The sequence below is a fragment of the Noviherbaspirillum pedocola genome (assembly GCF_016632335.1).
Classification (GTDB): Bacteria; Pseudomonadota; Gammaproteobacteria; order Burkholderiales; family Burkholderiaceae_D; genus Noviherbaspirillum_A; species Noviherbaspirillum_A pedocola.
In genome coordinates this window covers 66,122-91,987 of sequence record NZ_JAEPBG010000015.1, presented here as the reverse complement: position 1 = coordinate 91,987, position 25,866 = coordinate 66,122, and the positions used below count along the sequence as shown (strand labels likewise).

The following is a 25,866-nucleotide window of genomic DNA, read 5'->3' as shown; positions in this document are numbered from 1 at the left end:
TGCCTTTGACGGGATGATCTGAGTCAAACCTGGCTATTGCCTATCGGCATCTGCCAGCAAAACCAGAGAGTCGTTGCGCGGATCAATTCTTGGAGTCGGAAAGCGAGGGTGCGTTCAATACGGCCAATATCAAGTCGTTGAATATGGGCAAAGGTGTAGAACCGGCGCGGAATATTCTCACCTATAGAGTCAAACAGTGCGGACAGATGCCCGCCGATTGGCGTGGCTTTTCATTGAAGGGTTTGATTTGATTGTCCGGTGTCCTGCCAGGAGGGGACACTCAAGAAATCCGCCTGAAGGGCTGCAAGGGGTCGAACTTTCGCATTGCTCCCGGAACCACAGCTGACCGTCCTTGGTTCGTTTCTCATCCCCTCAAATCGGCGAAGAACCTTTTTTTATCTATACCCATTTCACGCCACCAGGCGCGGCACGGCTACGGTATGTCAGCTTCAGGCATTGCAACGGGGGTTTTGCGGTGCGCGTACACCTGCTCCCAAGGCCGGGTTTAGCGACGGCGGCCGTATCATTTTTGCCGATCGCTCAAGCGACTGCCATCGGATGATGTCGCTTCGGATAGGGCAGGCCAGGACCGATGCGCGCGCGGACAAGTCGGCGTTCCAGCTTGTTCCCGCAACCCCATGCATAGACCCAGTTTCCCGGATGCCGCAGTCTTGTGAACGCTTCCGAAGCGAGCGCGCGACGAACATAGGCTGCCGGATCTTCTCCCCATTGCCGCTCCGGTGCGCCGGCCGCCAGCAACTGGCGATACGCGTACGCCGAGCCGCTTTCATCATTCCGGATCTTCGAAAGACTCCGTTCGCTGATCACTTGCCCGGTGCGCGACAGGATTAGCGTCCGTGGCGACGAGCGTCCGAGTAGGCTTGCCGATGACGCCATGTAGATCGAACCGACATGGCCCGGCTTCACGACGTTGCCCTGCGCATCCATGCGCGGTAGCGGATCACAGTAGCTGACCACTGCCCTGATCTTTGTTTCGCGCTGGAGCATGCGGTTAGCGGCCGCGATGAAATACGATTCTCCGTTGCCCTCAACAACGTCGGTACAGACGAAGCGACCCAACTCCACGCCTGTCTCCATATCCGCCTTCAGGTATTTGGAAAGCGCAGCGCTTTGCATCGGCACCGAGAAGATTGCAGCGCCAACCAGTGCCTCGGCCTCGAAGGGCATCTTGCGCATCAAACCGACCCGCAGCCGGGCGGGCGGCATCGAGCCGGCATAGTGATTCGCCACGCAGAATGCCTTCGCATCGGATTCGGATAGCAGCACGACTTCGTGTCGCTCCGGCCGAAATGGTTCGCCGGCTGGCCGGAAGCTCATGCGCCGCCGCGTCCACCGCTGGCAGGCAATCGCCTCTTGGGAGCGGGCTGGCTCGTTGATCGTAATGCTGTCAAAGGACAGGGATAGTTGGCCCATAGGGAACCTGGCACTTGCGCGTGTTAGTTGCTGATCGGCAAAGTATAGCGTTGATACCAACGGTGTCAACAAGCGCCAGCAACGGAGCGCCCACGCTCAGCACGAACCGATATCGGTCAGCGGCTATCGGGCTTTGCCGGCCTTCTTCATCAGGGCGGTGTGCTTTTCTTCTACCAGGCGGCGCAGCACATCGTTGCGGTTCGCCCCGTAGCCCCACTCGATCAGGTCCTGTAGCTTCTGCAACTCTTCGGCAGTACGGAATCGAACCGGAAAGGCAGCGCCGCCGGCGGCCTTGATCTCGTCACCGAGGCGCTGACTACGCTCGGTGCGGGTTCGGTCATAGGTTTTTTTCTCGGCCATGGATCGCGGTCATATAGGTTCGCGCCCAGTATAGCGTTGGTCTCAACGGGGTCAACGTCCACGCAGCCGCTTCTCCTCGTTCCGCCTTCCACTCTCCTGTTGGTCATTCCTTATTCGCCCGGCGAACTCTCGCTTTGGGAAATCACGTCTCGACCCTCAACCCACCCCGTATCCAGGTTCCCGCAAGGACCGGATATGACCTCTCAGGAGAAGCATCATGAACCATTTGCAGTCCGTGACTGCCGGACGATCACAACATGATCTGTTTGGCGAAATCCCTGTTGTATCGAAAGCGGTACGGCCGAAGCTGGCCCCCGTGAAATCGCACAAGTCGGTGCCGGTGTTCTCGGGCGGCCTCTTTGCCCTGAATGACACCGTCTGCCCCGAGCGTTTCAGTGCTGTTTTCCACTCAGGCGGATCGGCATATTTTGACGCCCTTGGCCTGATCACGGCTGGCAAGGATGTTGGCGTCGTGGCCGATCTGATCCGGCCGCGCGTCATGCATCTGCTGAAGGACTACCTGTCTCGCAGCGGGAAGTGCTTCGTTGACTCCGGCGCGTATGGCAGGTTCGCCAAATGGAAGGAGGGGAAGGCAACCACGCCGCTCGCCGATTTCCAGAAGGTTTTTGCTGCCTATGACGCGCTCGTCGACGGCCTGCCCCAGGCGCATCGCTTCAACCTGGCGCTGGTGATGCCGGATGTGCTCGCGCATCCGGAATGGTCGCTGGAACTGCTGCAGGAACATCGCAGCAGGATTGGCGAGTACATCGCCGCCGGCGTCAATGTCATTGTCCCGCTTCAGAAAGGACAGACACCGGCCGGCGTAACGGCTGAGACGGTAGCGGACATCCTTGGCACGCGGGACATCACGCTTGGCATTCCCAGTGCGGCAGCGGCAATGGCGTTATCCGATATCGCCACCATCCGCGGCTTCAGTCGCTTCCACATCCTCGGGCGCGCTTCGATGGGCCTGCCGTTGTTCAGGATCGCGTATGCCTTCCTGGAAAACTGCCCCGGCGCCATGGTTTCCTGTGACGCGAACCAACTGCGCAAGGAGACAATGTCGATCAGCCATGAGCATGGCAGGTTGATCGAGGAGCGCGAAGACGAGGCTTGGGAAGGATCGTTCGATCCGACCGAGCTGATGTACGAGGTGGTGTGCGGCCGCGGCTGGATGACCGAGCGCAGTGTGAAGGCGATCGCCAGCTTCTACGGCGTGCACGAGCCCAAGGCCGTCAGGCTATGGGTCCGAACGCACCGCAGTAGCGCTGAGGGGCTCAGGGACCTGGTCGACGCCATCGATCCGGAGTGGAACATGCTCTGGGCCTGCGGCTTGCACCATGTCTTCGGTGAAGCGGCGTTGAAGGCGCTGTCCGCGCGCATGCGGGCCGTCGCAGTGGCCACCGTGTTCGACGGTGGCGAGCAGCAGGACAACGCGCTGGCGCTGGCCGCGTAGGAGGGGATGATGAAAGTCTCGATCATCACTTCTTGCACCGGTAAGAAAACGGCCTCGCCTCCGAACCAGCTCACGCAGGCTGACTTCGCAAAGGGCGCAAGCCACATCAGAAGCCGGGAAGCCGAGCTGGCGCAGTGGATGCGGCCCGCCGTGGCGCTGTATTCGGGCGAGCAGCATGTGCGTCTGATGCGCGGCGTTCACGCGGCAAGGGAACAGGGCGCGGCGGTCAGCGTCTCGATCCTGTCAGCCGGCTATGGCCTCATCCCGGAGGAGCAGCTTATCGCCCCGTACGAGATGACGTTCAATGGCATGAAGAAAAAGGAAAGCCACGCATGGGCCACCATGCTCGGCATCCGGGAAAGCATCCGTGCGGTGCTGGATACCGACGCGGACCTGGTCCTGATTCTTCTTGGAGAACGCTACCTACAAGCGTGCGGTTTCGACGCCATCACGCAACTGCGCTCACCAACGTGGGCATTGTGTGGAACAGCTTCGGCAAAGCAGTTCTCGCCGGCGTTCCAGCTGGTGAAGCTCAGGCAAAGCGACACCAGTGGCTACGCCTGCGGCAACATCGGGCTCAAGGGGGAAGTCGCTGCCCGCATCCTCGAAAACCTCCATCGCGGGCCGGATGAAGCGATCCGGCATGTCATGGCGCTGGCTGCCTAGTTTTAATCGCGGTACCACGCTCTCGATCTTCACCGATCGGGAGCGTTTTTCTTTTGCGGCACGGCTTGTGCGCCCGTGTTTCGCATCTCCTCGAGCAAGCGCAACTCCGGCCTCGGCCGGAATCACCCATTCACTCTCGGAGAAATCCATGCAAACGAAATATTCAGTCGCAGACATCGAAGCAAACGGAGTACAAGCCAGCGGCACCTTCCACGGAACCCATCGCAAGGGCTGGCTAATGAACATGGACGAGTTCGTGGACTATGCCGGCTATGCCCAACTGGTGATCCCGGTGACGGAAGCCACCGACCTGATCATTGGCGACTGGTCGGCGCAAACCACGGAGGCAAAGCGGCTCCACGCAGTGCTCGAGTTCCAGCGCGATGTGCAGTTCCCGCGCTTCTCGATGAAGAAAGGCGAGAAATGGGGATTCGTCGTGTACAAGAAATGGCACGACGCGCTGAAAGCCATCGAAGCGGGCGAGCGGTTTGCGTTCGCCGGCGGCCAATGCCTCGCGCAGGATGTCGCCATTGTCTATATCGGTCCCGGCAATATCGAGTATTCCCGGGCAGCGGGATACATCAAATAACGCTACAGCAGCGCAATCCGTCTTTAACCCCAACACCGCCCACGATCTTCGGATCGTGGGCTTTTTCTTGCGCGTTCAGAAAGGAGATGCGTCAAAACAGTGCGGCGGACGCGACATTTTCGTAATTATTGAGCACGGTCAATTTATTTACGAAAGGAAACACCAAGAATGGCCGGTTTCCCATGTCGATACATACGCGCTATGTATTGCTTTTCTTATACGAGGAGCGATGTGCGCCTAGCCGTACCTATCCATACCGCATCTGCTGCATCTTTTATAACTTTAAAACTGAAACAAGATGAGAATTGCAAATCTGAAAATTGGTATGCGACTTGCGCTCGCCTTCGCTGCTGTATTGATCCTCATGGCCTCAATGGTGGTGACTGGCATTTGGGAGCTGTCGCGCGTCATGGACGCCAAACAAGCCGTAAAGGAAGACGGCACCAAGCAGCAATTGGTCACCGAGTGGCTGGGCGTCACGAGCGCCAACGCCGTACGCACCTATGCCAGGATCAAGAGCAATGATGCCGAAGACCAGCGGTATTTCGCAGACGGCATGGAGCAAAGCCGCGACCGCAACAACAAGATCCAGAAGCAGCTCGAGGAACTTGTCAAAAGCGAGGAAGGCAAGCGACTGCTTGCCGACATCACAGCGCAGCGCGCGAAGTATCTAGATATCCGCAACAGTCTCTTTGCATTGAAAGAATCGGGCAAGGCGGATGCGGCCGACATCAGTGCGCGCTCGCAAAAAGAGATGCTGCCGGTGATGAATGCCTATCTGAACGCGATGCAGGCTCTTCTCGACCATCAGAAAAAGCGTCTTGAGGAAACCGATGCAGCCATGGAGAAGGTGTACGGTGAGGCGAAGACCCTCCTGATCGGATTTGCCATCGTGGGCCTGGCAGTCAGCGCCATCCTTGGCTGGCTGCTCTCACGCAGCATTACCGTGCCGCTAACCGGCGCCGTCGGCATTGCCGAGAAAGTCGCGTCGGGCGATCTGACTGCCGACATCGAGATCAAGTCCAAAGACGAAGTGGGCGCGCTGATGACCGCTCTCAAGACCATGAATGCCAGCCTGCTGAAGACGGTTTCCGAAGTCCGTCTGAGCACCGACACCATTGCGACCGCCTCCAGCGAGATCGCCAGCGGCAATATGGACCTGTCTTCCCGCACCGAGCAGCAAGCCTCCTCGCTCGAAGAAACCGCGTCGTCGATGGAAGAACTGACGTCGACCGTGAAGCAGAATGCGGACAATGCGCGTCAGGCCAACCAGTTGGCGCAGACCGCGTCGGAAGTGGCCAGGAACAGCGGTGCGGCGGTGTCCCAAGTGGTGTCGACAATGGCGGAAATCGATGCCGCGTCGAAGAAGATCGCCGACATCATCACGACCATCGACGGCATCGCCTTCCAGACCAATATCCTGGCGCTGAATGCGGCGGTGGAAGCGGCGCGCGCCGGCGAGCAGGGCAGGGGCTTCGCCGTGGTGGCCAGCGAAGTGCGCAGTCTGGCGCAGCGCTCGGCCGCGGCGGCGAAGGAAATCAAGGAACTGATCAACAGCTCCGTGGAGAAGGTCGATGCCGGCACGCAGCAGGCGGCGCTGGCGGGCAGCACGATGGATGAGGTGGTGAACAGCGTGCAGCGCGTCACCGACATGATGGCCGAAATCACTGCGGCCAGCGCCGAGCAGAGCGCCGGCATCGAGCAGGTGAATCAGGCGGTGGCACAGATGGATCAGGTGACCCAGCAGAACGCGGCGCTGGTGGAAGAAGCCGCTGCCGCAGCCGCCTCGCTGCAGGAACAGGCGGCAAGCCTGGCACAGGCCGTGAGCGTGTTTCAAGTGTCGAGCAGCGCCGCTGGCTTGGCCGCACCGCACACCGCGCCCCGCATGGCGGTGAAGTCCTCCGTTCCGGCCCGCTCTCTTGCGCGGCCATCGGGCTCGCGCGTGCTGGCCAGCGTGCAGCGCTCGCCTGTGCCTGCGCATAGCGGCGAGGAATGGGCGGAATTCTGAATCCTTCCGCGTGACGAGAAACCGGCCTGAGAGCCGGTTTTTTTTCGCCCGCGCCGCAATGGTTTCGCAAAACTGCAACACGCTTGAAATAATTCGTGTATAGAAACTGCAACTGTGGGAATATTGACGAAAATCAACATAATTAAATTCAGGGATACAAGGGCAATTGGCTGCCGCTGCCATTCGGGTCGGCCGGCGCCATCCCCTCTACTATGAAAACCGCATTGCTTCACGATGACGCCAGTCGGGCCGACGAGGTCTGTCACATGCTGGCCGAGGTGGCGTTGGACTGCGTGCCGGTCACGGCGATCAGCGAGGTTCTGGAGAAGCATCGGCGTGAGCCGTTTCATCTGATCCTCGTGCAGTGGCAAAACGAAAGAGAGGTTCCGGGCCTGGTGCGGCTACTGCGGGAAAGCCTGCCCGCCACCGTGCCGATCTTTTGTCTTTTTCGAGGGGCCGATGAAGAAGCGCTCGTCGACGCGCTCGCGGCCGGGGCGGATGGCTACGCGCTCAAACCGATACGCCGCACGGATCTGGTGCTCAGGCTTCGTGTGCTCATGCGTCAGGCATACCCCTTGTTGGCGGTTGAAGAAAAGCTGCATTTTGGCGATTTCATGTTCGAGACGCGCCGCAGACGCATCACGCGCGCAGGCGAGCCGATCACTGTGACAAGCAACGAATTCGATCTGGCGCTGCTGTTGTTTCGCCATCTCGGCCGGCCGTTATCCCGGGCTTTCCTCATGGAAGAGGTGTGGCGAAGCGAACCGGGCCAGCAATCCCGGACGCTGGACACCCATATGTCTCGCGTGCGCACCAAGCTGCATCTCGTCCCCGAGCATGGCTATCGGCTGGCGACGATTTACGGCTACGGTTATCAGCTGACCCAGATAGCCCCGGACGAAAATACACCAGGCGTGTCCGCGCACACCACGCCCGACTCTGCGACTTCCTGACCTGTATTTCTCCATTTGCTGATCAGCGTTTGCATTTCCTTGTGGCGCATCTCGGTAGGTCCGATCAATCCCTGGCTCTGCCAAGGGCCAAACATCTACCCGACCTCACAAGTAGCTTTCCCATGCAAGGCAATGTCCGCAATCCCCACGCACCCGTCGCAGAAGAGCAGGATTGGCAGCCGGTGTATTCCCGCTGGCGCCATGGCGGCTGGTACGTCCACAATGTCCGCCGTCCGGGCGGTGCCTGCGGCTGTGTGAGCAACAACTACCCTGACGAAAAATGGCGCATCGTCTGCGACCACAGGCGTCGCGATCTTGGCGGTCCCGGCGACCATACGTATCCGACGCGGGATGCCGCCGCGCGGGCCGAGCTTGCGCTGGTCAACGCCATGCACCCACCGAAGTAACTTCTCAACCTCACTGCCCGCGCTTTCCTCACTCGAGGAATGACGCGGGTTTTTTCTTTTCCTGCCTGATTTTTCTTGCTGGTCCCTGTTTGTCATCTCCTTGTCGCAAGTAGAACGCCGGCGTTAGCCGGTTCCGTGACTCACATCCTTAACCTTCAAGGAGAAACGTATGAACATGAATGAACCGCAGCTGTTCGCGGGCGACCAAAACCAGTTGGCTGTTTTCACCCCGATCGATTCGCTGCTGTCCGCGTATCGCAAGGACAGGGAAGACCTGGAGCGCATCGCGTCGTATGTCGCCGGGGAGACCCGCGTCATGCATTACTTCATGGCCGGGGCGCAGATCGAGAATCAGATCAGCAGCATCAGCGCAGCCAGCCTCTTCGAGCTCGCGCCGGCAGTGCGTGAGCTCGATGCCAGTTACTGGTCCCGCGCCATGTCGCTGACTGACGTGCTGGACTCCATGCCGGCGGCCAAGCGCAACGAGTGGAACGAGCAGATCCGCGGCCACAAGACGCCGGCCTTCGAGCCGGAGTCGGTGAAAGCCACCATCGGCGCGTTGCTGGCGCAGCGCTCCCAGTTCTTCGCTGAGCGGGTAGACGGGCTGTTTCGCGCCTTGTCGGGCGAGCATTTGACCAACGCGCCGGAAGGATTCGGCAAGCGCATGATCATCGCCCACCTGCGCTCGCATTACGACACGCTGAACTACGATCGGTCGAACTATATCCATGACTTGCGCTGTGTGATTGCCAAGTTCATGGGCCGTGACGCGCCGTTTGCCAACGTGACCCACGATGACCTGAACAGCATGTACCGCAACCGCCAGTATGGGGAATGGAAATGCTTCGACGGCGGCGCGTTCCGCGTGCGGCTGTACATGAAGGGAACCGCGCACCTGGAAGTTCATCCGGATATCGCGTATCGCCTGAATCAGGTGTTGGCCTGGCTGCATCCGATGGCAATCCCGAACGAGTTTCGTACGAAACCCGCGAAGGCGCCGAAGGATTTCACGATGGTGCATGACCTGGTGCCGTTCGAGGTGCTGTCGGAGTTGGCGCGAGGAAGGGTGGACAGGACGGGCAAGTCGATTTCCTTCTTCTACAACTCGATCAAGCCGAACCATCGCACGGTGCAGGTCCTGCAGTATCTGGGAGGCGTGCCGGGCACGATGGGCAACTGGAGCTTTGACTACGAGGTGCAGCCGGTGCTGGACGAGCTAACGCGCACTGGCCGGATTCCCGACCAGAAAACGCATCAGTTCTACCCGACCCCGGAATGCCTGGCATCGACCGCGGTGGATCTGGCCGATATTGCAGACACCGATACGGTGCTCGAGCCGAGTGCCGGTCTCGGGGGCCTTGCCGAGCATTTGCCGAAAGAGCGAACCACTTGCGTGGAGATCTCCAATCTGCATTGCAAGGTGCTCGAAGCAAAGGGATATATCACGGTCTGCGAGGATTTCCTTCGGTGGAGTCCGCCAATGAAATTCTCGAAAATCGTGATGAATCCGCCGTTCAGCGAAGGCCGGGACGCCGCGCACGTCAGGCATGCCTGCTCCTTCCTTCAGGAGGGCGGCAAGCTGGTTGCTATTCTTCCCGCCAGTCGTCGCAACAAGACGCTGGTGGAAGGCTGGAACCATGAATGGAGCGAAGTCTTCGACAACCGCTTCGAGGGCACGCAGGTCGCAGTCGTGATCCTCGTGCTGACCCGCTAAGGTCATGGAAGGGCTTTGCGCCTTTCCTTGACCGGTATCGTTAACCCAACCCGCCCCGGCGCTCTTTCTTGAGCCCGGGGTTCTTTCTTTTGTGCGGGAATCAGGTTGCGCGATTCTGCGCGGTACTGTGGCTACAATAGACTCAATTGCAACGTCATGCGCGGAGGAACGGAACGATGGATGCCTTGTATGTGACCCTCGGCCTCATTGTCGCGTTTGCGCTGATCCCGGTGTATCTGAATCTGCGCACGGCGCCTGATCAAACGCCGAAACCGTACCATCGGCATGATATGTTGCTCTAGTATGTTTTCAGTAAGGAGGATTGCAGATGGACGCATTAGACATCACGTTGGGAACCATTCTTCTGCTGGCGCTGATCCCGGTGTACTTCAATCTCAGAACACCGCCGGCTGAGAATCCGAAGGCCGAACAGCCCCATACACTGCTTTAAGCCATAGGACGAGGCGAAGCATGAACGCGCTCTACGTCACTCTCGGATTCATTGCTGCCTTCGCGGCAGTAATCGTTTATCTCGACCTCACATCGCCGCTGGAAGAACACCAAGGGCGGACCAGCCAGCCGAAGACTTTGCTTTAGACGAATTTCTTCCGTAGAGCCGGGCCGACCATGCGTCGCGCCCGGCTCTTTGCTTTTCAACATCCGCTTCGGTTTCCATAGCCATGTAACGCATCTCCATCCTGTTAGGCAATCCAGCCTTCTTACATAGGAGAGATTCATGCAAACCATCGAAGTCGGTCGGACCGAGCAGTATCAGACGCTGCAGCTCTTCCGCATGGAAGACATCAGTTAACACTTACCCATAAGGGAGTTTCCAGGCCCTTATGGGCCAGGACTCCTGCTATTTTCTCAAGAAGGAGTATCAAATGAAGCGAGCGGAAATCATCCTCGTGAAGCTGACCAACGGCGATGCAGCCCTGTTCGTGAATGCGGATGCAGTTTTGTCGTCGGAGACCAGTGAAAAAGGCACCGATCCTGCCAAGGTGGCGCCGTATCTTGCCAAGGCCCTTGGTGTCGAATTTCAAACGCTGGAGTTGGCCGCGCCGGCGGAGCCCGAAGACTGGTCGTGGAACGATGTGTATGCATTGATTCCCGACTCGTACAAGGCAACCGAGGCTGTCCAGGTGTTTCAGGGCTATTTTGGCTACGAGGGCACCCAGCTTAATGTCGAGTTCCAAGCGCCGGTCGGCGCCACGGTGGCCGAGAAGGATGCGGCTTTCATGGCGGCGCTGGCCCAACAGGCAGACATCGACTACCACGCTGTCGGGGAGAGCAGTCAGGCGCTGGTGGCCGGTAAAGCCGGTGCCGAATGCGCGAGGTGTGGCAGCCACATGGAAGGCGATTACTGCTCGGATGAAATCTGTCCGTACAGCGAGTGGCCGCAGCGGGTTCCTCTTCAAGAGTTGGAGGCGGAGCGGGCCGACGGTCTGCGTAAGCGGTATGGTGTTCTGCCAAGAGTTCGGGTCTACGCGGAAGTTCACGATGACTCGCACTTCAAGAAGGAAGAGTTCGACGCTGCGCCCTGGTTTGCCCAGGCCACCGAGGAGCAGATCATCAACCTCCACGGCATCGGCTGGAAGGGCGATGAGCCTTCGGACGTAGTTGCGGAATTCTTCGAGAAGAGCAACCGGGGCATTGCGGACCTGTTCGCGTTCTGCCGCGCCACTCACACTACCCGCAACCATGTGGGCTTCGAGTGTTCGGTGGACGAAGACAGCGCCATGGATTGGCTCAAGCTGCATCGGCCGGGTCTGTGGGCGCAGTTGGTCTGAAAAGACAACGATGTAACTATTCAAGCTGGCGCAGCAGTACCACTAGCCGGCCAAGGCTCCCTCTCAAAGGCACATCCATCGGACGTAACTTCTCAAACCATGCCCGGCTCTCCTCTGGAGACCGGGCATTTTTTTGGCTGGCGCCTGGATACAGTGTTTCCGTAACGATTGGCCGCCGGAAGCCCCTAACCAAAGAGCTGGGCCGACCATGCGTCGCGCCCGGCTCTCTGCTTTTCTGCCCCCGCCGCGGCTTCCATAGCGATGTAACGCATTTCCGTCCTGTCAGGGCAATCCAGCCTTCTTACACAGGAGAGATCTATGCAAACCATCGAAGTCGGTCGTACCGAGAAGTATCAGACGCTGCAGCTCTTCCGCATGGAAGACATCACCATGTCGCTGGAGGACCAGGTGGCTTCGGCCACTGAAGTGATCATGGATCTGTTCGCGGCAGGGCATCCCATTGTGGTAGCGACGTCGTTTGGGAAGGACAGCTCAGTCGTCACGTCCATCGTGATGAACGCGGCGAAGACCTTCGCAAGCCAGGGCGGTCGCCCGCTTGTCGTGGCAACCAGCTCGGATACCTTGGTCGAAAATCCGGAGGTCCATGCAATGGCCAAGGAGGAGATGGGCAAGCTGCACGCCTTCGCCGAGCAGCATGGCATCCGCTTCTTCGGCAAGTTCGTCACCCCGCCATTGCTGTCCACCTTCCAGGTGAAAGTGTTGTCGGGGCGCGGTATCCCAAGCTGGGCATCGGGGGGCAACGATTGCGCCGTAGACCTTAAGCTACAGGCGCAAAAGTCGTACCGGAAGAAGCTGTTCCGGGTGCTTGCCGAGAAGGGGATGCGCGAGCCGGTCACCTGTCTCGGCATGCGTATCCAGGAGTCCGAAGTTAGGGCTGCGCGGATGCGGCAAAGCGGAGCAAGGGCCGAAACGCCAGTGCGCAACAAGGACGGAGAACTCGTTCTCTGCCCGGTGCAATACTGGTCGGAGGACGATATCTTCGAGTATCTCGGAGAATGTAGCTCTGGCCTTCGCGAAGCCTACTCGGACTTCAAAGAAACGCTTCGCATCTACGCGCACTCGGCGGGAACGTCGTGTGCGGTTGTGGCGCAAAGCATCTATGAAGGTCGGCAGAAGAAGGGCGGCTGCGGCGCGAGGCATGGTTGTTTCACATGCCTAAAAGCGGAAGACAAGTCGCTTGCGGCAATGATCGAGCTCGATCCGCGCTATGTTTACATGCGAGGGTTGAACCGTCTCAACAAGTATCTGCGCGCCATCGAGAAGGACTGGAGTCGCCGGCATTGGGTGGGTCGCACCATCCAGGAAGGCTACATCCTGATTCAGCCCGATACGCTGCATCCGACCGAGCTTCGCAATCTCACCCGGTACATGATGCAGCTCGATCATGATGAATGGGTGCGGTCCCGCCGCGCAGGAGAGCAACGGAAGTTCACGCTGCTGCCCCTGGAGATGATGATCGCGGTCGATGCATTGCAGTCGCTTAACGGCATTGCCCGTCCCTTCGCTATTTGGGACGACTATCGTTCCATCTACGAGAAGGGCATCCGCTTCGATATCCCGGATGTGGCGCCCTTCAAGGAAACGCCACTGCCGGATGCGAAGTTCCTGTATGTCGGCAAGGACTGGGATAACAGCGCACCGGATTCCGCCTGGACGGGGATGAGGGATGCGTATGTGGAAGCGCTAACGGAAGGAAGCGGCTGCACGCCGGACATCCGTCTGTTGAAGGATGGAAGCGCGGTATGGGATCTGGAGACCGAGCAGGGCTTTACGGTTGATCAGGAATCCGCGGTCATGCTTCTGGACTTCGAGATGGAAAACATGCTGGCCATGTATGACGCTTCCTACAACCGGGGAGGCATCACGCAGGCCTACAAGTTCTATGTGCAGTACGGCGTGATCACCCTCTCGCATGCGCAGCTTGCCAAGCATGACGAAGTGCTGAAGAGAACCGCGTTCAAGGATCGGCTTGGCGCGACCCTGGACTACGACATCAACGCATTGCTGGAAAAGGCGATCCCTTTCAATCAGCTGCCCGAAGCGGCCCGGAAGATATGGGCCAGCAAGGCAACTTCCGACTCCGCACAAACGGAGCTGGAGCTTGCCGCTTAACGTAGTTGCCGCGCCCTGGTCATCTCGATCAGGGCGTTTTCTTTTGCCGCATGGCCCGTATGACAACGGTTCAGGACAGTTTCAGTTTATAAAATTTTATATTGATGCCAATTTGACATTCAGATGCAACGGGTGGGGACCGATAACAAATGGCAACAAATGCCAGGCCGCCGTATGCCTGGTCGAAAATTGAACAATCAACAAGAAGATAAGCACTATGCAATTACTATCCAACATGCGCATCGGGAGCCGCCTTGCTCTCGGGTTCGCCATCGTTCTGGGCCTGTCGATCGTTATCACGATCATCGGCATCGTCAATTTGAACACTGTGTCCGACGCGGCCGAGAAGATGCTCGATGAGCCGATCAAAAAGGAGCGGCTTGCCAGCGACTGGAGCAGCAATATCTCCGTTGCCGTTGCCCGTACCTCGGCCATCGCCAAGAGCACCGATACCTCACTGGCGCCGTTCTTTGCCAAGGCGGCCGAAGAAACCACCAAGAGCAGTGCGGAAATCCTCAAGAAGCTGGAGCCGATGCTCAACAGCGCCAAGGAGAAAGAACTCTACGCCAAGGCGATTGAAGTCCGGAAGACCTATCTGAGCAGCCGCGATCAGGCTATCAAGCTCAAGGAGGCGGGCAAGCTGGACGAAGCCAACGCTGTGCTGGACAAGACGTACCTGCCGGCGGCGCAGGCGTATCAGGATACGCTCCGGGAGTTCGTCAGCATGCAGCGTTCGCAGTTCGATGAGCTGGCGGGAGATATCGCAAAGTTGCGGCAACAGAGCCGCAACCGCGTGATGTTGCTGGCGCTGCTGTGCGTGGCGCTCGGTATCGTCTGTGCCGCATGGCTGACCCGCAGCATTACCCGCCCGTTGAACGCGGCGGTGAAGGGCGCGCAGCGCGTGGCCGACGGCGATTTGACCGGCCTGATCGACGTCACGACTGGCGATGAGATTGGCCAGCTGCAGCAGGCACTGAAGAACATGAACGGCAATCTGCTGAAGATCGTCAGCGACATCCGGGTCGGCACCGAAGCGATCGGAACGGCGTCCGCGGAAATTGCCTCGGGCAATCAGGACCTGTCCTCGCGCACCGAGCAGCAGGCCGGCTCGCTGGAGGAAACCGCTTCTTCGATGGAGGAACTCACCTCCACGGTCAAGCAGAACGCCGACAACGCCCGTCAGGCCAACCAGCTTGCCGAGTCGGCTTCCGAGGTTGCCGAGCGCGGCGGCGCGGTGGTGTCGCAGGTAGTGGGCACCATGAGCGAGATCGAGGCCGCATCCCGCAAGATTTCCGACATCATTGGCACCATCGACGGCATCGCTTTCCAGACCAATATCCTGGCGCTGAATGCGGCCGTGGAAGCGGCGCGCGCCGGCGAGCAGGGCAGGGGCTTCGCCGTGGTGGCCAGCGAAGTGCGCAGTCTGGCGCAACGGTCTGCGGCCGCGGCGAAGGAGATCAAGGACCTGATCGGCGATTCCGTGGCCAAGGTCGACGCCGGCACGCATCTGGCGGGTGAGGCGGGCCAGACCATGGAGGAAGTGGTAGCGAGCATTCGCCGCGTGACGGATATCGTGGCCGAGATCTCGGCGGCGAGCAACGAGCAGAGCGCCGGCATCGAGCAGGTGAATCAGGCAATTGCCCAGATGGATCAGGTCACGCAGCAGAATGCCGCGCTGGTGGAACAGGCGGCCGCGGCCTCCGAGTCCATGAGCGACCAGTCGCAGCAGCTGTCGCGGGCAGTCAGCCAGTTCAAACTCAGCAATGAACCGGTGCTGGCGCGTGTCGAGCGTACGGCAAGCGCACCTGTGACGCGCAAGGCAGTTCCCATAGTCACTGGCAGGAAGGCGTCCTCGAAGGCCGTGGCAGCGCCTGCGCCGCGCCTCCGATCGGCAGTTACGCCTGCCGCGTCTGGCGGAGACTGGGAAGAGTTCTGATCAACAGAACATCGTGGAGCGCCCTGATCGAAAGGTCAGGGCGTTTTTCTTTGTGCGCCGGCGGAATTAGAACAGATGGTTGATGCCGAAGGCGAGATCGCGCTGCCGATCATGCCCATAGGCGAGCAGGGCATTGGACATGCGCGCCTGGTCGACCATCGCATAGAACTTGGTGCGCTTGGAATACGCATAGGTCGCGGACAGCAGATACAGGTTCCTGGAACCATCCGCCGTGTTGCCGTTGGCGAGCACGCCGGAGAGCTTCTGTCGATACGCTGCGGCAGTGAGTTCGATGGAAGGATAGAGGGCATAGTTCACGCCGGCCCACGCGTGCCGGTTGTGCGTGTCTCCACCCGCGGCCAGCACGTTGGCGGTTTCATCGACGAATCCAGCCGAAACCCTGGCTTTGCCGAAGCGGTATGCGCCGCCTGCGGTCCAGTGCGTTGTCTTCGGGTTCGACAGACTGCGCCGGTCGGTATAGGCAGCGCCGGCCGAGACATGCCCATCGTTGTAGATCATGGCGAGGGATCGCGCTGAGCCTGCAGCCGTCGACCCTGCCTGCTCCCCGAGCGACCACTCGGCAAGCGTGTAGACCGGGCCGAAGGTGCCGATGACCTTGATGTCGTTGTCGAACCAGACGCCGGCCGTGGCTGGCATGATCGGATTGATGCTCGAATACTGGAACGAGAGCGGATCGTAGCCATACATCGTCATGAACGCATTCGTGTACTGGTGTCCCAGGTCCAGCATGCCGAGCTTGTGGCCGACCCCCACGGAAGCCGTGCGCAGGAAGAGGCGCCCAACAGGATTGTTCAGTGCGCCGGTGCCGCTGTTGAAGCCGCTCTCCAGCGTGAAATGGGTGTTCCAGCCGTTGCCGAGGTCTTCCGTGCTCTTGAACCCGAGGCGATTCGAGTTGTAGGTGCCGTTCGAGCTCATGGTGGTCTTGCTATCGCCGGCAGCGTTGACGTTCGTCTGATTGCGTAACCCGGCATCGATGGAGCCGTACACTTCGACGGCTGACTGCGCATACGGGGTGGCGCAGGCGAGGAGGGCTGCCGTCAGAACGGCATACGAGTGCTTCATTCCAAAATCTCAATTGCTGATTGCATATTCCCGAAGGCCAAAAACACAAGAGCCAGTCATTCGCGCGAAATGACTGGCTCCTGGCCCGATAAAAGTTTCTTATCGGAAACCGAATTATCATTGCTTGATTAATTTCCGTCAAGAAATAACAGTTTCGATGTCTGGTTCTCGGTACGGTATGCGCACAACGCAGCCAGGAGAATGTCGAACAGAAGCGGAGACTGCTACACTGCGTGCCTTTCCATTTAGAAATTAAAATCAATAAAGCGATGGGTATTTTTCAGGTGCTTGCGCATGCCGGTCTGTCGCTGAAAGATCGGGAAAACTGGGTTGCCGTTTTTGATTTGCGTCCGGAATTCCGGGGCGCTTTCGACACCAACCGGGTCGGCAAAGTGAAGGGGACATGTTTCTACATCACGCCGAGGAAGCTGGCCATGCCCGCCGAGTTGCTGATCAAAGGGTTGGGGTACGAACTGTTGTATCTGCCGTCCACTGATGGGGCAGGCAATAGGCGCTATCCCGGCTTTGACACCACCGGCCTGTCAGACGGTGAGTTGGCAGCGTTCGTCATGCACCTGCGCGAAGCGATAGACAACCGCGTTGCCACGGAAGCCTGAGCCCTTCCAGAGAATTCAAAGCACCAGGGTGAGCAGCACCATCGTTCCGATGCCGATGGCGAAGAGCTGGCGCCGCTGGCCTTCGTCGATGCGCAGCCCACGGCGAGCGAGAGAAGCTTCAACGATCGTAAAGCCATCAAAGGGCGGCAAGGGTATCAGGTTGATGGCGGCCAGCAGCAGGGAGGCCTTGGCGGCGATCAGCGTCGCCCATGCCGGCATGAGCCAGTAGGCCAGCAGCAGGAACAGACCGAGCAGGAGAGAGGCCGCAGGACCGGCCGCAGCGGCGACGGCGCGCGCCTCGAGCGAAGCTTTGGCGTAGTCCTTGCTGATCGCCATGCCGATGAGCGGCAGCAGGCGGAATTCGTCTTCGCCGGTGCGGAACAGCACCGGCCCGGTGCCGATGACGATCCGATCGACGCGCATGCCCAGGCGGCGCATGGCCCACGCATGGCCATATTCGTGGATCACCAGCAGGAAGGCGAAGATGAACCAGATCAGGCCCAGTCCCAATGCCAGCTTCAGGAAAGTCATGCTGTCCGCCCATGTGTTAAACGAATTGCAATTGATTATACAGAAGACAATGTTGTTGCCGACCGTTAACCACCGTGCGAGATGCAGGGTTATTGCGAAGAAACGAACTGTGTGCGAGAAGGCGCGTCAAACGCGACCCGTTTCCGTTACCTTCACTGCCTCTTCCTGAGTCGGCTTGCCTTCACCAGGCAACCAGTTTTCTTTAGTTTAGATTTGGCTTCACCCGCAATGAGACCGCGACAACGCCCTGCTGATATCTATCTCCGCTTCCTGCAACTCACTGACTCCATCCGGGAATTGCCGATGTTGCCCGCCCTCGATCCGCTGGAGGAGCGCATGCTGCAAATCATTGCGCGCATGGATACGGAGGGTGGCCGGCTTTCGGTACGCGACATGATGGCCCGTGCAGAGCTGGGCGCTCCGGCGACCATTCATACGCGGCTCAAGTCCATGCGCGAGAAGGGATGGATCGCGCTGGCCGATACGGAAGACATGCGGCGCAAGCAGATCGAGCTCACGCAGGCGGCATTGCTGTACTTCGACAAACTCTCGGGCTGCCTGATTGAGGCGGCTTCCCACGAACGCTGATCTCATAAAAGAGACGTAGTTAAGCCTCGTCGCGCAGCCCGCTACCGATGCGGGCTTTCTCATTGCCGCGCCATTTCCGCTTCTTGTTCGGTGTTTCTCATTTTCGAGAGTCCGGCCTACGCAATAGGCCTTCTTTCTATGGAGTGAGAGATGGAACAAGTAACGTTGTTTGTCACCAGCGATGCCTTCGATCCGTTCGCGTTCGATAAGGTCATCATTGGTTTTTCAGGCGGTAAGGACTCGGTCGCGTGCGTTTTGCACGTCCTCGAGTTGGGCATCCCGAAGGACCGCATCGAGCTTTGGCATCACGAGATCGATGACGGCGACACCGGTCAGCTGAAGATGGACTGGCCATGCACGCATGCCTATGTCCGCGCATTTGCCGATGCGCTCGGTATTCCGTTGTACTTCAGTTGGCGCGAAGGCGGGTTTGCGCGGGAACTCCTTCGGGAAAACGCATTGACCGCGCCAACGCTGTTCGAAACACCGACCGGCCTGATGAAGGCTGGCGGCATCCGGGGCACGCCGTCTACAAGACGGAAATTCCCTCAGCAATCGGCCAACCTGTCTACTAGGTGGTGCTCGAGCTCGCTCAAAATCGATATATGTTCAATGGCGATCGCCAACCAGGACCGGTTCACCGGCAAGCGCACTTGCCTGGTTACCGGCGAGCGCGCGGAGGAAAGCACAGCGAGGTCGAAGTATGCCGAGGCCGAGCCGCACAAGACCAGCAATGGCAAGCGCATGGTGTGGCAGTGGCGCCCAGTCCATAAGTGGTCAGAAAAGGAAGTATGGGCCATCATGGAACGCCATCGCATCCGGGCGCATCCCGCGTATTGGCTTGGCTGGAGTCGGTGCAGCTGCCAGACCTGCATCTTCGGTAGCCCGTCGCAATGGGCAAGCGTCGCGCAGATTGCTCCGCACAAGATCATCCAGATCCGAAAGCACGAGCAGGAGTTTGGCGTCACGCTTCGGCGCGATGGCGACATCGATAAAGCCATTGCTCGCGGCACGCCGTATGCGATGGATCCGGAGCATGTGCGCGTGGCGATGTCCGAGACGTACGATCTGCCGATCTTCATGGAGGAATGGGCGCTGCCGGCTGGCGCCTACGGTGAAGCGGCCGGTCCAACATGACCTGCCTGCTTCGATAACCGCTACCACCCGCGCCTCTCACCAGGCGCGGGTTTTTCTTTGGCCGTCCTGATTCCAGATCCGTGTGCGGCATTCATCTTCACCAAGAGAACGAGTCTCTTGCTTTCCCCATCACGACAAGGAGCGCAAACTCATGCAACACGAATCTGAAAACCTCGAGCTGTTCATTAAAGTGGCCGCCGACTCCATTGGTGCGCTGCGCAAGGTCGACGTCATGCGCGTGCTCGAATCGAACCCGATGCGAACGCGGCCGCTGGCCAACTACATCTGCCGGCACCGGCCCGATCTCGCCCAGGAGGTCGCCGAAGTCATGGAAGAAGAACTCGGCATCCGCGACTGGCGGGATCAGGAAGCCATCCAGGCGTAAGCCGATATCCCCAATCAACCTGCACAGCGCCTCTTCCAAGGGGCGCTTTTTATTTTTTTCCCGCCCTATCCCATCTTCTAATTCCATGAAAGTCATCTCGACTGTGCAAGTTCAACTCTCACAGGAGATTTTCATGTCTGCCGCAACAAGCCAACCCGAGTTCATTTCCAACTACCAGGGCGTGTCCGACTATCGTGTTGCCGGCTTGCAGGGGCGCGTGTCATGGCGGCCACTCAATGCCCCCTGTCAGGCGTTCTATTGCAGTTCGGACGATCCGCAGCTGCTCGGGACCGTCGTCAACGGCACCGATCCGGTATCGGACGCGATCCTTGGCTTCTTCCAGCGCAAGCAGGATCAGCTGTGGGAACAGGTGTATGACGCAGAACGCTTCTACCTGAAATCGCTCACGACCGCGAAATGGTATCCGCGGCTCGGCTGGATACGCTGCGAACCGGCTGCCATTTGATGCAACGGTTCTTTCTGAGCGGGCCATTCAACCACGCGCCTCGGACATCCCCGAGGCGCTTTTTCTTTTGTGCTTCCGTGTGGCGCATCTCCCTCCTGCCACGCCAACGCAAGGCGTGCATCCCTTAACCCACTCAGGAGCTTGTTATGCCACTCACCGTCGTTTTCAAAGATCCCATCGTCCTGCCATCCGTGTTTCGCCTTCCCGCCAGCTTCACGGCGAAGAACAGCGGCCGTATCTCGATTTACGCCATCGGCCGGGACAAGGAGCGCAGCGTCTCCATCGCCCGCATCGCCCGTCCAGGTCTTGCCATCGTTCCGGAGTTCTTCTCCGTCTATGTCTGGACCGACACGCGCGGTGAAGTCTGTGCCGGCGATTTCGCCACCGGCAAGGAAACGCGTGACTTTGCCGAGCAGATTGCGGCCAAGACCAAGCATCCCATTGTTCCAACCAATACCCTGGTGCTGTACTCGCCCGTCGAGCAGGGCTACTGGCATAACAAGGAAGGCTGGATCGACAATCCGCTGCACGCCACGCTGTATGACTCGTATGACCTGACGCCCGCAACGATTGCGGCGCTGCAGGCCAGTACACCAGGTGCAGTCGCCGTCAGCCTCTTTGAGGCGGAAATCAAGGAACCGGCCTTGTCGCCGGAATCTTCTGTGTGTGCTTGCGCAGCCGCGCACGCTTAACCAACCGACCCCGTATCCAATTCCAATGGATGCGGGGTTTTTGTTGAAATTTTTCCAAGGGAAATTTCCTACATGGCATTCAGCATCTCACTGACTTGTCAGCAAGATCAGCATCGGTAGCGTGGAAGCCAGTTTTTCGCGGTGAGTCGATCTGGGCCTTCAGAAGAGGGCCGGCTTTTTCGAAGGCCAACGCTATGGATGCCGCTACCCGGGCGAAACGCGCCAACATCAAGAAACCCACTTCCATGGAGGATGCGCTGATGAACCGTAGACGACTGCAAGACATGATGGAAGGGGCTGTGCTGAGCGATGTCCAGGCGGCATGCCTGCTGATGGAAGAATCCGGGCGTCCCTGCGGTGTACGTACGCTGCAGCACTGGCTCAAAGGCGACGCCAGCAAGGTATCGAACCGCTGCCCGGACTGGGCGGTGCTGGCGCTGGAACAGGGGCTCAAGAAACGGTTGCCGTCATGATGCGATGCACAAATTCCTACGGCCAGATCAGTATTTGTCTGACTGACGCCGAAGCGCCGCACCTCTACTATTGAAACGTCTCCTCCACCCTCCCAAAGGATGGATTCCACCCGCTCCCCTTCACGGCGAGCGGGTTTTTTTATTGCTCAAGCGCAATAGCGTGATGCGATGTACATAGACACAACCATAAAATGGAGGCATCATCTTGTTACAAAATCTATCCCCACAGGGGTGGCAGCGAAGACGACAGGGAAACCCGCATCGGCAACGGTCGCGGGTTTTTTCTTTTGCGGAAGTAACGGACAAAAAAAACCCGCTCACGGGGAGCGGGATAATCCATCCTTGGGAGGGTGGAGGAGACAGGTGTAACTATAGCGGCCGCTCCTCCGTGAATCCAATTCCCATTGGCAATAGATGATATATGCGCCCTGAATAACAGTAGGGCTACTGAAGGGACCGGGCGATCTCATAGCGGCTCTTGCCGGCGCGCTTGGCACTGTAGAGAGCGGTATCGGCTGAAGCGATTAACCGTTCCATGTCATCGCCGTTATCGGGATAGAGCGCCATCCCGATGCTGCCGCTGATCTGCACATCGCCTTCCGGCATTGCAAACGGCTCGCGCAGCACATTGAGCAGCTTCTCCGCCGGGCGCTCGGCATCGCGAACGTCGCAAACTTCGGGGAGCAACACAATAAATTCATCGCCGCCTATCCGGGCGACGGTGTCCGCGCGGCGTACGGCGTTGCGCACGCGCTCCGCCACCTGCACCAGGAGCCGATCGCCACAGGCATGGCCGTACCGGTCGTTGACTTCCTTGAAGCCGTCCAGGTCCATATACAGCAGCCCGACCTGGCGCTGTTGGCGTCGCGCCTGTTCCAGCGTGTTTTCGAGCCGGTCCAGCAACAGGCGTCGGTTCGGCAGACCGGTCAACGCATCGTGCTGCGCCTGCTGCTCCATCAGGCGTCGACTTTCATCGACCGCCTTGTAGAGGAGGCGGACCTCCATCGTGTTGCGTATCCGGGCATCCAGCTCGACGAAGTCGTAAGGTTTCATGATGAAGTCCCTCGCGCCGGCCTCGAGCGCCGCGATCCGACTGTGCTGGTCGCCTGTCACCACGATCACTGGCAGGTAATGTTCCGGGTCGGCCGCTCGTAACTGTTTCATGACCTCCAGCCCGGTAATGTCGGGCATGTGCATGTCCAGCAGGATCAGGTCGTAGCGGTGAGCCCGGTGCATGGCGGCCACCGCACGGCCATTTGTCGTAGTGGAGATGCGCCGGTAGCCGTTGGCGACGAGCAGTCCGGTCAGCGCAGTGACGTTTCCCGGCTGATCGTCAACGATCAGGATGTGCCCGTCGTGGATGGCGTCAATACCTATCATGTCTGGAAGACCGATTTCGATGGAAGTGGGGCGCAGGGAGTACCAAGATGCGCCTTGCTCGTTTGTTGATTTTTTGCAATGTATCATATTGTTACAAATTTTAGACGCATTGCGCTACATCAATACCGCGACCGTTGTCAGAACGCCAAAAACCACAAAGCCCACCGTTTGACGGGCGGGCTTCGTGGTCGCAAGTTGAGCCGTGAGGCTCTTTTCCTTCAACTCAGGAGAGGGAAATCGGTAATTCTGTCAGGACGGTTCGTGTTGCGCGTCGTGTGAGTCGTATTAAACCGGAAATGTTGGCCTGGTGCAAGAGCTTTGCCGGGAAACATGCGTTTTCTGTATCAAAAAAATACAATATAAGTGCGTGTTGTTGTAAGTGCACACCCGACATATCCAAAGTACAAAGACAATTTCCCTCTCGGGGAACGTGCATTCGCACTCAACGTCCCAGCGACGATCCTGCTGAACCTGGCCACTTCCGCCAGCTGCGCCAACCCGCGCATCCAAGGTCTCATTAGAGACTTTTGAACCTGGCTACTCCTGCCAGCGACAACCACGACCCGGATCGGACCTTTGTCCTTTCCGGGTTTTTCTGTTTCGGGCCGTGCCGCGCCGGTCCTCTCCTCACCGTTCTCCCGATTACAAATCCGCGTTCGCCATTTCGAGGTGCCTTCACAACAGAGGAGTCTCGATGAAGCCTTACCCTTTGAGTGACCGGCCGAAGCGGTTCGACCCGCGTGCTCCGATGTGGGGCAACGTGGGCTACGCGGTACTGGCAACCGCTGCTATCGGCATGGTTTTCTATCTCAACTTCGCAACTTAACTTCCCAGGCCCACCGATCAAAAGGTGGGCCTTTTTAGTTTTATCGCTGTATTAAAACGATACATGAGACATATAATAGCGCCGGTATATTCTTGACCATGCTGCGAAAGGAAAATGATGGGTTGGCTCTTTGTTTTGATTGCTGGCTTCTGCGGTTACCAATACTTGGCGAACAGTCCGACTGTCGCCTCCGGCATCCAGACGGTGAAGTCCGTGGCGAATTCCGTTCAGGCCGTTTCATCGTCGGCAAAGAGCATGGCTGGCGCCGGCTTTGATGAAGCGAAGGCCACGACCGATCTGCTCCCCGCGGACGTGAAGTCCAAGATGCAAAGCGCCGCGCAATAAGTCTCATCGTCCCTGCCATCGCGCACGCCCTCCTTGTCCGGTTGCGGGCAGCCGGATGCCACCGGCAATCTGAAATACTGCTTCAACCAATGAGGGATGACACCATGCTCGAGCGCCAGAGCGTCGACTTGACTATTGGGATGGAGCTGTTCACGCGCGACGGCCGCAAGGTCGGTAACTCACGCATCATGAGCGAAGAACAGCATCCGGTCCGTCGCCAGGCGGTCTTCGGCATCACCACCGAACAGGGAAGCAGCATGATTCTGACGGAGCCGCAGATCGACGCCCTGTTTTACCGCAGCCGGCAGTAGCCCAGAGTTTCCCGACAGGCCCCGCATCGCAAGATCGCGGGGCGTTTTCATTTTGGGGCTCTCGAAAGGAAACGCCAGCACCGCTTGCTGCGCCGCGTTCTTACATTTTCGTGTCGCTCATTTCCTTGGCACCAGGTGAACAGGTCACCTGCATTCCACCAACGAAGGAGCACACATCATGGCACATCAGAAGAAGAACGAGCCGCTTTGGAAGGTACTGGTTTTGGTCCTGGCGCATATCGCCGTGGCCACTGTCTGGTTCATCGGAATTGGCATGGGCGCATACGTCCTGTCGATTTTTGTTGAATGGTTGGCTGGGGAAACCCACGTCAGCAAGTTCATCATCAAGGCACTGGAAGGCCTGGAGAATTTTGTCGCAGTTCTGGACATCCTTCTCTATGCCGTCTATTTGCTGACTTCCATCAAGCGAGAAATCATGGAGTTTTTCAACAATGAAGACGACAACGACTCAGGCACTGGTGAACATCGCGAAGGATAGCCCCCGGCTATTTTTCGCTCCCCTCGTGGGTGTCATCCAGGGCATCAAGTCCGAGTTCCATCGCAATAACACCGCAGTCGCGGTCGACGTGCAGCGTAGCCTTACCGCTCCCTTGCACAAGTAACCGCCCACAAGCCCCGTTTCTCATGACGAGAACGGGGCTTTTTCTATTTCCTGCTTGATAAGCTTGGCGATCTGGACTATCGTATGTGCATCAGTATTATATGTTTGCGTTAAAAGGAGGCTGAACATGCCCAAGCTGCTCAAAGAAGTGATCGCCATCGCCAAGGCCAGCCCGCGCCGGTATTTCGCTCCGCTGGCCGGTGCGATCGCCGCCGTCCAGGCCGAATGGGCCAAAGGCAAGCCGCGCCCCTGATGTTGGCATCCGGCGCAGATCGCGCCATGAAAAATAAAGCCCGCATCGATGTGCGGGCTTTTTCCATATGTGACTGCGGAACCTGATATAGCGGGGAGACGTTAGCTCCTTCAGTAGGAAATTGTCCCGCTGACCGTAATGGTCCCCTTGCCCGTCGACGCATCCTGCGTCCCTTGTAGCGTCCCGGTGCCCCGTGCATTCAAGTAGCGGCCGGTGCCGCTGGTGATCGAAAACATCACGCCGCTCATTTGATATGCCGCGCCATTATTGATGGGAATGAACGAGCCCGCGTATGTGCCGCTGACTGTGTCCCCGCTGGTCGCCGTGAGCGTCAGCGTGCCGCTGGCATACAGTCCCGTTGGCGAAGGGAAGATGCAGTCCGCCGCGACGAACGCGACCTTGCCCAGTTGCGTAAGTATCCCGGTACCCGCATTGAGACCCTGGAAGGGGCAGGTAGCGTTGCCCGTAGGGTCCATGGAGCCGACAAAATTGATGGTGCCGTTCAACCCGGCGTTGGTCGGTCCCGCCATCGCGGCGTGTGGCGCCACGGCCGCAACGCCGGCAAAAGAGAGAACGCAGGCGAGCAGGCCATTCTTTACTTTCATGAGACATCCTTTGTCTGGGTGGAAGGTCAATGAAGCGAAAAAGCGAACAGGCCTTACGCCAGATGAGCGACATGGGCCGTTGTCGAATTGCTATTCACCATATCCG

Annotated in this window: 30 protein-coding genes; 24 read left to right on the top strand and 6 right to left on the bottom strand. The window is 58.7% G+C overall.

Annotated features, from left to right (window positions below):
• Positions 1-540 precede the first annotated feature (540 nt).
• Together JJB74_RS25055 and JJB74_RS25050 are read right to left on the bottom strand one after the other, a co-directional pair.
• On the bottom strand, positions 541-1,338 hold the full coding sequence (locus JJB74_RS25055; protein WP_200596596.1) for a Mom family adenine methylcarbamoylation protein: 798 nt from the start codon (positions 1,336-1,338) through the stop codon (positions 541-543).
• Positions 1,339-1,557: 219 nt separating this feature from the next.
• Positions 1,558-1,794 (bottom strand): hypothetical protein, encoded by a 237-nt coding sequence (locus JJB74_RS25050; protein ID WP_200596593.1) that lies wholly within the window; start codon positions 1,792-1,794, stop codon positions 1,558-1,560.
• Between the two features lie 217 nt (positions 1,795-2,011).
• On the opposite strand from JJB74_RS25050, the gene JJB74_RS25045 reads away from it, so the two are divergent.
• The 13 genes from JJB74_RS25045 to JJB74_RS25000 all read left to right on the top strand — a co-directional run bounded on the left by JJB74_RS25045 (position 2,012) and on the right by JJB74_RS25000 (position 15,446).
• On the top strand, positions 2,012-3,250 hold the full coding sequence (locus tag JJB74_RS25045; protein ID WP_200596591.1) for a hypothetical protein: 1,239 nt from the start codon (positions 2,012-2,014) through the stop codon (positions 3,248-3,250).
• Between the two features lie 6 nt (positions 3,251-3,256).
• Positions 3,257-3,916: a DUF6884 domain-containing protein gene (locus tag JJB74_RS25040; RefSeq protein ID WP_234484840.1), complete on the top strand. Its 660-nt coding sequence runs from the start codon at positions 3,257-3,259 to the stop codon at positions 3,914-3,916.
• Positions 3,879-4,505 (top strand): hypothetical protein, encoded by a 627-nt coding sequence (locus JJB74_RS33450; protein WP_234484839.1) that lies wholly within the window; start codon positions 3,879-3,881, stop codon positions 4,503-4,505. Before JJB74_RS25040 ends, JJB74_RS33450 begins: the two co-directional genes overlap by 38 nt.
• A 298-nt stretch (positions 4,506-4,803) precedes the next feature.
• On the top strand, positions 4,804-6,513 hold the full coding sequence (locus tag JJB74_RS25030; protein ID WP_200596587.1) for a methyl-accepting chemotaxis protein: 1,710 nt from the start codon (positions 4,804-4,806) through the stop codon (positions 6,511-6,513).
• 212 nt (positions 6,514-6,725) lie between these two features.
• Positions 6,726-7,466, top strand: coding sequence for a response regulator transcription factor (locus JJB74_RS25025; protein WP_200596584.1), 741 nt, complete (start codon positions 6,726-6,728; stop codon positions 7,464-7,466).
• A 122-nt stretch (positions 7,467-7,588) separates the two neighbouring features.
• Positions 7,589-7,873, top strand: a complete 285-nt coding sequence (locus tag JJB74_RS25020; protein WP_234484838.1) for a hypothetical protein — start codon at positions 7,589-7,591, stop codon at positions 7,871-7,873.
• A 169-nt stretch (positions 7,874-8,042) separates the two neighbouring features.
• Positions 8,043-9,587, top strand: a complete 1,545-nt coding sequence (locus tag JJB74_RS25015) for a DUF4942 domain-containing protein (protein ID WP_200596580.1) — start codon at positions 8,043-8,045, stop codon at positions 9,585-9,587.
• Between the two features lie 176 nt (positions 9,588-9,763).
• Positions 9,764-9,889: a hypothetical protein gene (locus tag JJB74_RS33755; protein WP_267913195.1), complete on the top strand. Its 126-nt coding sequence runs from the start codon at positions 9,764-9,766 to the stop codon at positions 9,887-9,889.
• Positions 9,890-9,915: 26 nt separating this feature from the next.
• Positions 9,916-10,038: a hypothetical protein gene (locus JJB74_RS33750; protein ID WP_267913194.1), complete on the top strand. Its 123-nt coding sequence runs from the start codon at positions 9,916-9,918 to the stop codon at positions 10,036-10,038.
• Between the two features lie 20 nt (positions 10,039-10,058).
• Positions 10,059-10,184, top strand: coding sequence for a hypothetical protein (locus JJB74_RS33745; RefSeq protein ID WP_267913193.1), 126 nt, complete (start codon positions 10,059-10,061; stop codon positions 10,182-10,184).
• A 287-nt stretch (positions 10,185-10,471) separates the two neighbouring features.
• The gene (locus JJB74_RS25010; protein WP_200596578.1) at positions 10,472-11,377 is read left to right on the top strand and encodes a hypothetical protein; all 906 of its coding nucleotides are present in this window, start codon (positions 10,472-10,474) and stop codon (positions 11,375-11,377) included.
• Between the two features lie 318 nt (positions 11,378-11,695).
• Entirely contained in the window at positions 11,696-13,510 is a 1,815-nt protein-coding gene (locus JJB74_RS25005; protein ID WP_200596575.1) for an adenine nucleotide alpha hydrolase family protein, read from the top strand.
• Positions 13,511-13,727: 217 nt separating this feature from the next.
• The gene (locus JJB74_RS25000) at positions 13,728-15,446 is read left to right on the top strand and encodes a methyl-accepting chemotaxis protein (protein WP_200596572.1); all 1,719 of its coding nucleotides are present in this window, start codon (positions 13,728-13,730) and stop codon (positions 15,444-15,446) included.
• Between the two features lie 66 nt (positions 15,447-15,512).
• On the opposite strand, the gene JJB74_RS24995 is transcribed toward JJB74_RS25000, so the two are convergent.
• Positions 15,513-16,529 carry a porin gene (locus JJB74_RS24995; RefSeq protein WP_200596571.1) on the bottom strand — a complete coding sequence of 339 codons (1,017 nt, stop codon included), beginning with the start codon at positions 16,527-16,529 and terminating at the stop codon, positions 15,513-15,515.
• 233 nt (positions 16,530-16,762) lie between these two features.
• Between JJB74_RS24995 and JJB74_RS24990 the strand changes: the two genes are divergently transcribed.
• A complete protein-coding gene (locus tag JJB74_RS24990) occupies positions 16,763-17,146 on the top strand; it encodes a hypothetical protein (RefSeq protein WP_200596568.1) in 384 nt (127 codons plus the stop codon).
• A 15-nt stretch (positions 17,147-17,161) separates the two neighbouring features.
• Here the strand turns inward: JJB74_RS24990 and JJB74_RS24985 are convergent, their stop codons facing one another.
• A complete protein-coding gene (locus tag JJB74_RS24985; RefSeq protein ID WP_200596565.1) occupies positions 17,162-17,677 on the bottom strand; it encodes a M50 family metallopeptidase in 516 nt (171 codons plus the stop codon).
• A gap of 228 nt (positions 17,678-17,905) precedes the next feature.
• On the opposite strand from JJB74_RS24985, the gene JJB74_RS24980 reads away from it, so the two are divergent.
• The 6 genes from JJB74_RS24980 to JJB74_RS24955 all read left to right on the top strand — a co-directional run bounded on the left by JJB74_RS24980 (position 17,906) and on the right by JJB74_RS24955 (position 21,418).
• Entirely contained in the window at positions 17,906-18,265 is a 360-nt protein-coding gene (locus tag JJB74_RS24980; RefSeq protein WP_200596562.1) for a winged helix-turn-helix domain-containing protein, read from the top strand.
• 150 nt (positions 18,266-18,415) lie between these two features.
• Positions 18,416-19,402, top strand: coding sequence for a phosphoadenosine phosphosulfate reductase domain-containing protein (locus tag JJB74_RS24975; RefSeq protein ID WP_200596560.1), 987 nt, complete (start codon positions 18,416-18,418; stop codon positions 19,400-19,402).
• A 151-nt stretch (positions 19,403-19,553) separates the two neighbouring features.
• Positions 19,554-19,787, top strand: coding sequence for a hypothetical protein (locus JJB74_RS24970; RefSeq protein ID WP_200596557.1), 234 nt, complete (start codon positions 19,554-19,556; stop codon positions 19,785-19,787).
• A 133-nt stretch (positions 19,788-19,920) separates the two neighbouring features.
• Positions 19,921-20,253 (top strand): hypothetical protein, encoded by a 333-nt coding sequence (locus tag JJB74_RS24965; protein WP_200596554.1) that lies wholly within the window; start codon positions 19,921-19,923, stop codon positions 20,251-20,253.
• Positions 20,254-20,399: 146 nt separating this feature from the next.
• On the top strand, positions 20,400-20,945 hold the full coding sequence (locus tag JJB74_RS24960; RefSeq protein ID WP_200596552.1) for a hypothetical protein: 546 nt from the start codon (positions 20,400-20,402) through the stop codon (positions 20,943-20,945).
• Between the two features lie 260 nt (positions 20,946-21,205).
• Complete coding sequence (locus JJB74_RS24955) at positions 21,206-21,418, top strand: hypothetical protein (protein WP_200596549.1); 213 nt, start codon at positions 21,206-21,208, stop codon at positions 21,416-21,418.
• A 444-nt stretch (positions 21,419-21,862) separates the two neighbouring features.
• On the opposite strand, the gene JJB74_RS24950 is transcribed toward JJB74_RS24955, so the two are convergent.
• The gene (locus tag JJB74_RS24950) at positions 21,863-22,885 is read right to left on the bottom strand and encodes a diguanylate cyclase domain-containing protein (protein ID WP_200596546.1); all 1,023 of its coding nucleotides are present in this window, start codon (positions 22,883-22,885) and stop codon (positions 21,863-21,865) included.
• A 952-nt stretch (positions 22,886-23,837) separates the two neighbouring features.
• On the opposite strand from JJB74_RS24950, the gene JJB74_RS33740 reads away from it, so the two are divergent.
• The 4 genes from JJB74_RS33740 to JJB74_RS33735 all read left to right on the top strand — a co-directional run bounded on the left by JJB74_RS33740 (position 23,838) and on the right by JJB74_RS33735 (position 25,155).
• Entirely contained in the window at positions 23,838-23,969 is a 132-nt protein-coding gene (locus JJB74_RS33740; protein ID WP_267913192.1) for a hypothetical protein, read from the top strand.
• A 104-nt stretch (positions 23,970-24,073) separates the two neighbouring features.
• Positions 24,074-24,280, top strand: coding sequence for a hypothetical protein (locus tag JJB74_RS24945; protein WP_200596535.1), 207 nt, complete (start codon positions 24,074-24,076; stop codon positions 24,278-24,280).
• 178 nt (positions 24,281-24,458) lie between these two features.
• Complete coding sequence (locus JJB74_RS24940; RefSeq protein WP_200596534.1) at positions 24,459-24,779, top strand: hypothetical protein; 321 nt, start codon at positions 24,459-24,461, stop codon at positions 24,777-24,779.
• Between the two features lie 250 nt (positions 24,780-25,029).
• Positions 25,030-25,155 (top strand): hypothetical protein, encoded by a 126-nt coding sequence (locus tag JJB74_RS33735; RefSeq protein ID WP_267913191.1) that lies wholly within the window; start codon positions 25,030-25,032, stop codon positions 25,153-25,155.
• A 110-nt stretch (positions 25,156-25,265) separates the two neighbouring features.
• Here the strand turns inward: JJB74_RS33735 and JJB74_RS24935 are convergent, their stop codons facing one another.
• On the bottom strand, positions 25,266-25,760 hold the full coding sequence (locus JJB74_RS24935) for a hypothetical protein (protein WP_200596532.1): 495 nt from the start codon (positions 25,758-25,760) through the stop codon (positions 25,266-25,268).
• Positions 25,761-25,866: the final 106 nt, after the last annotated feature.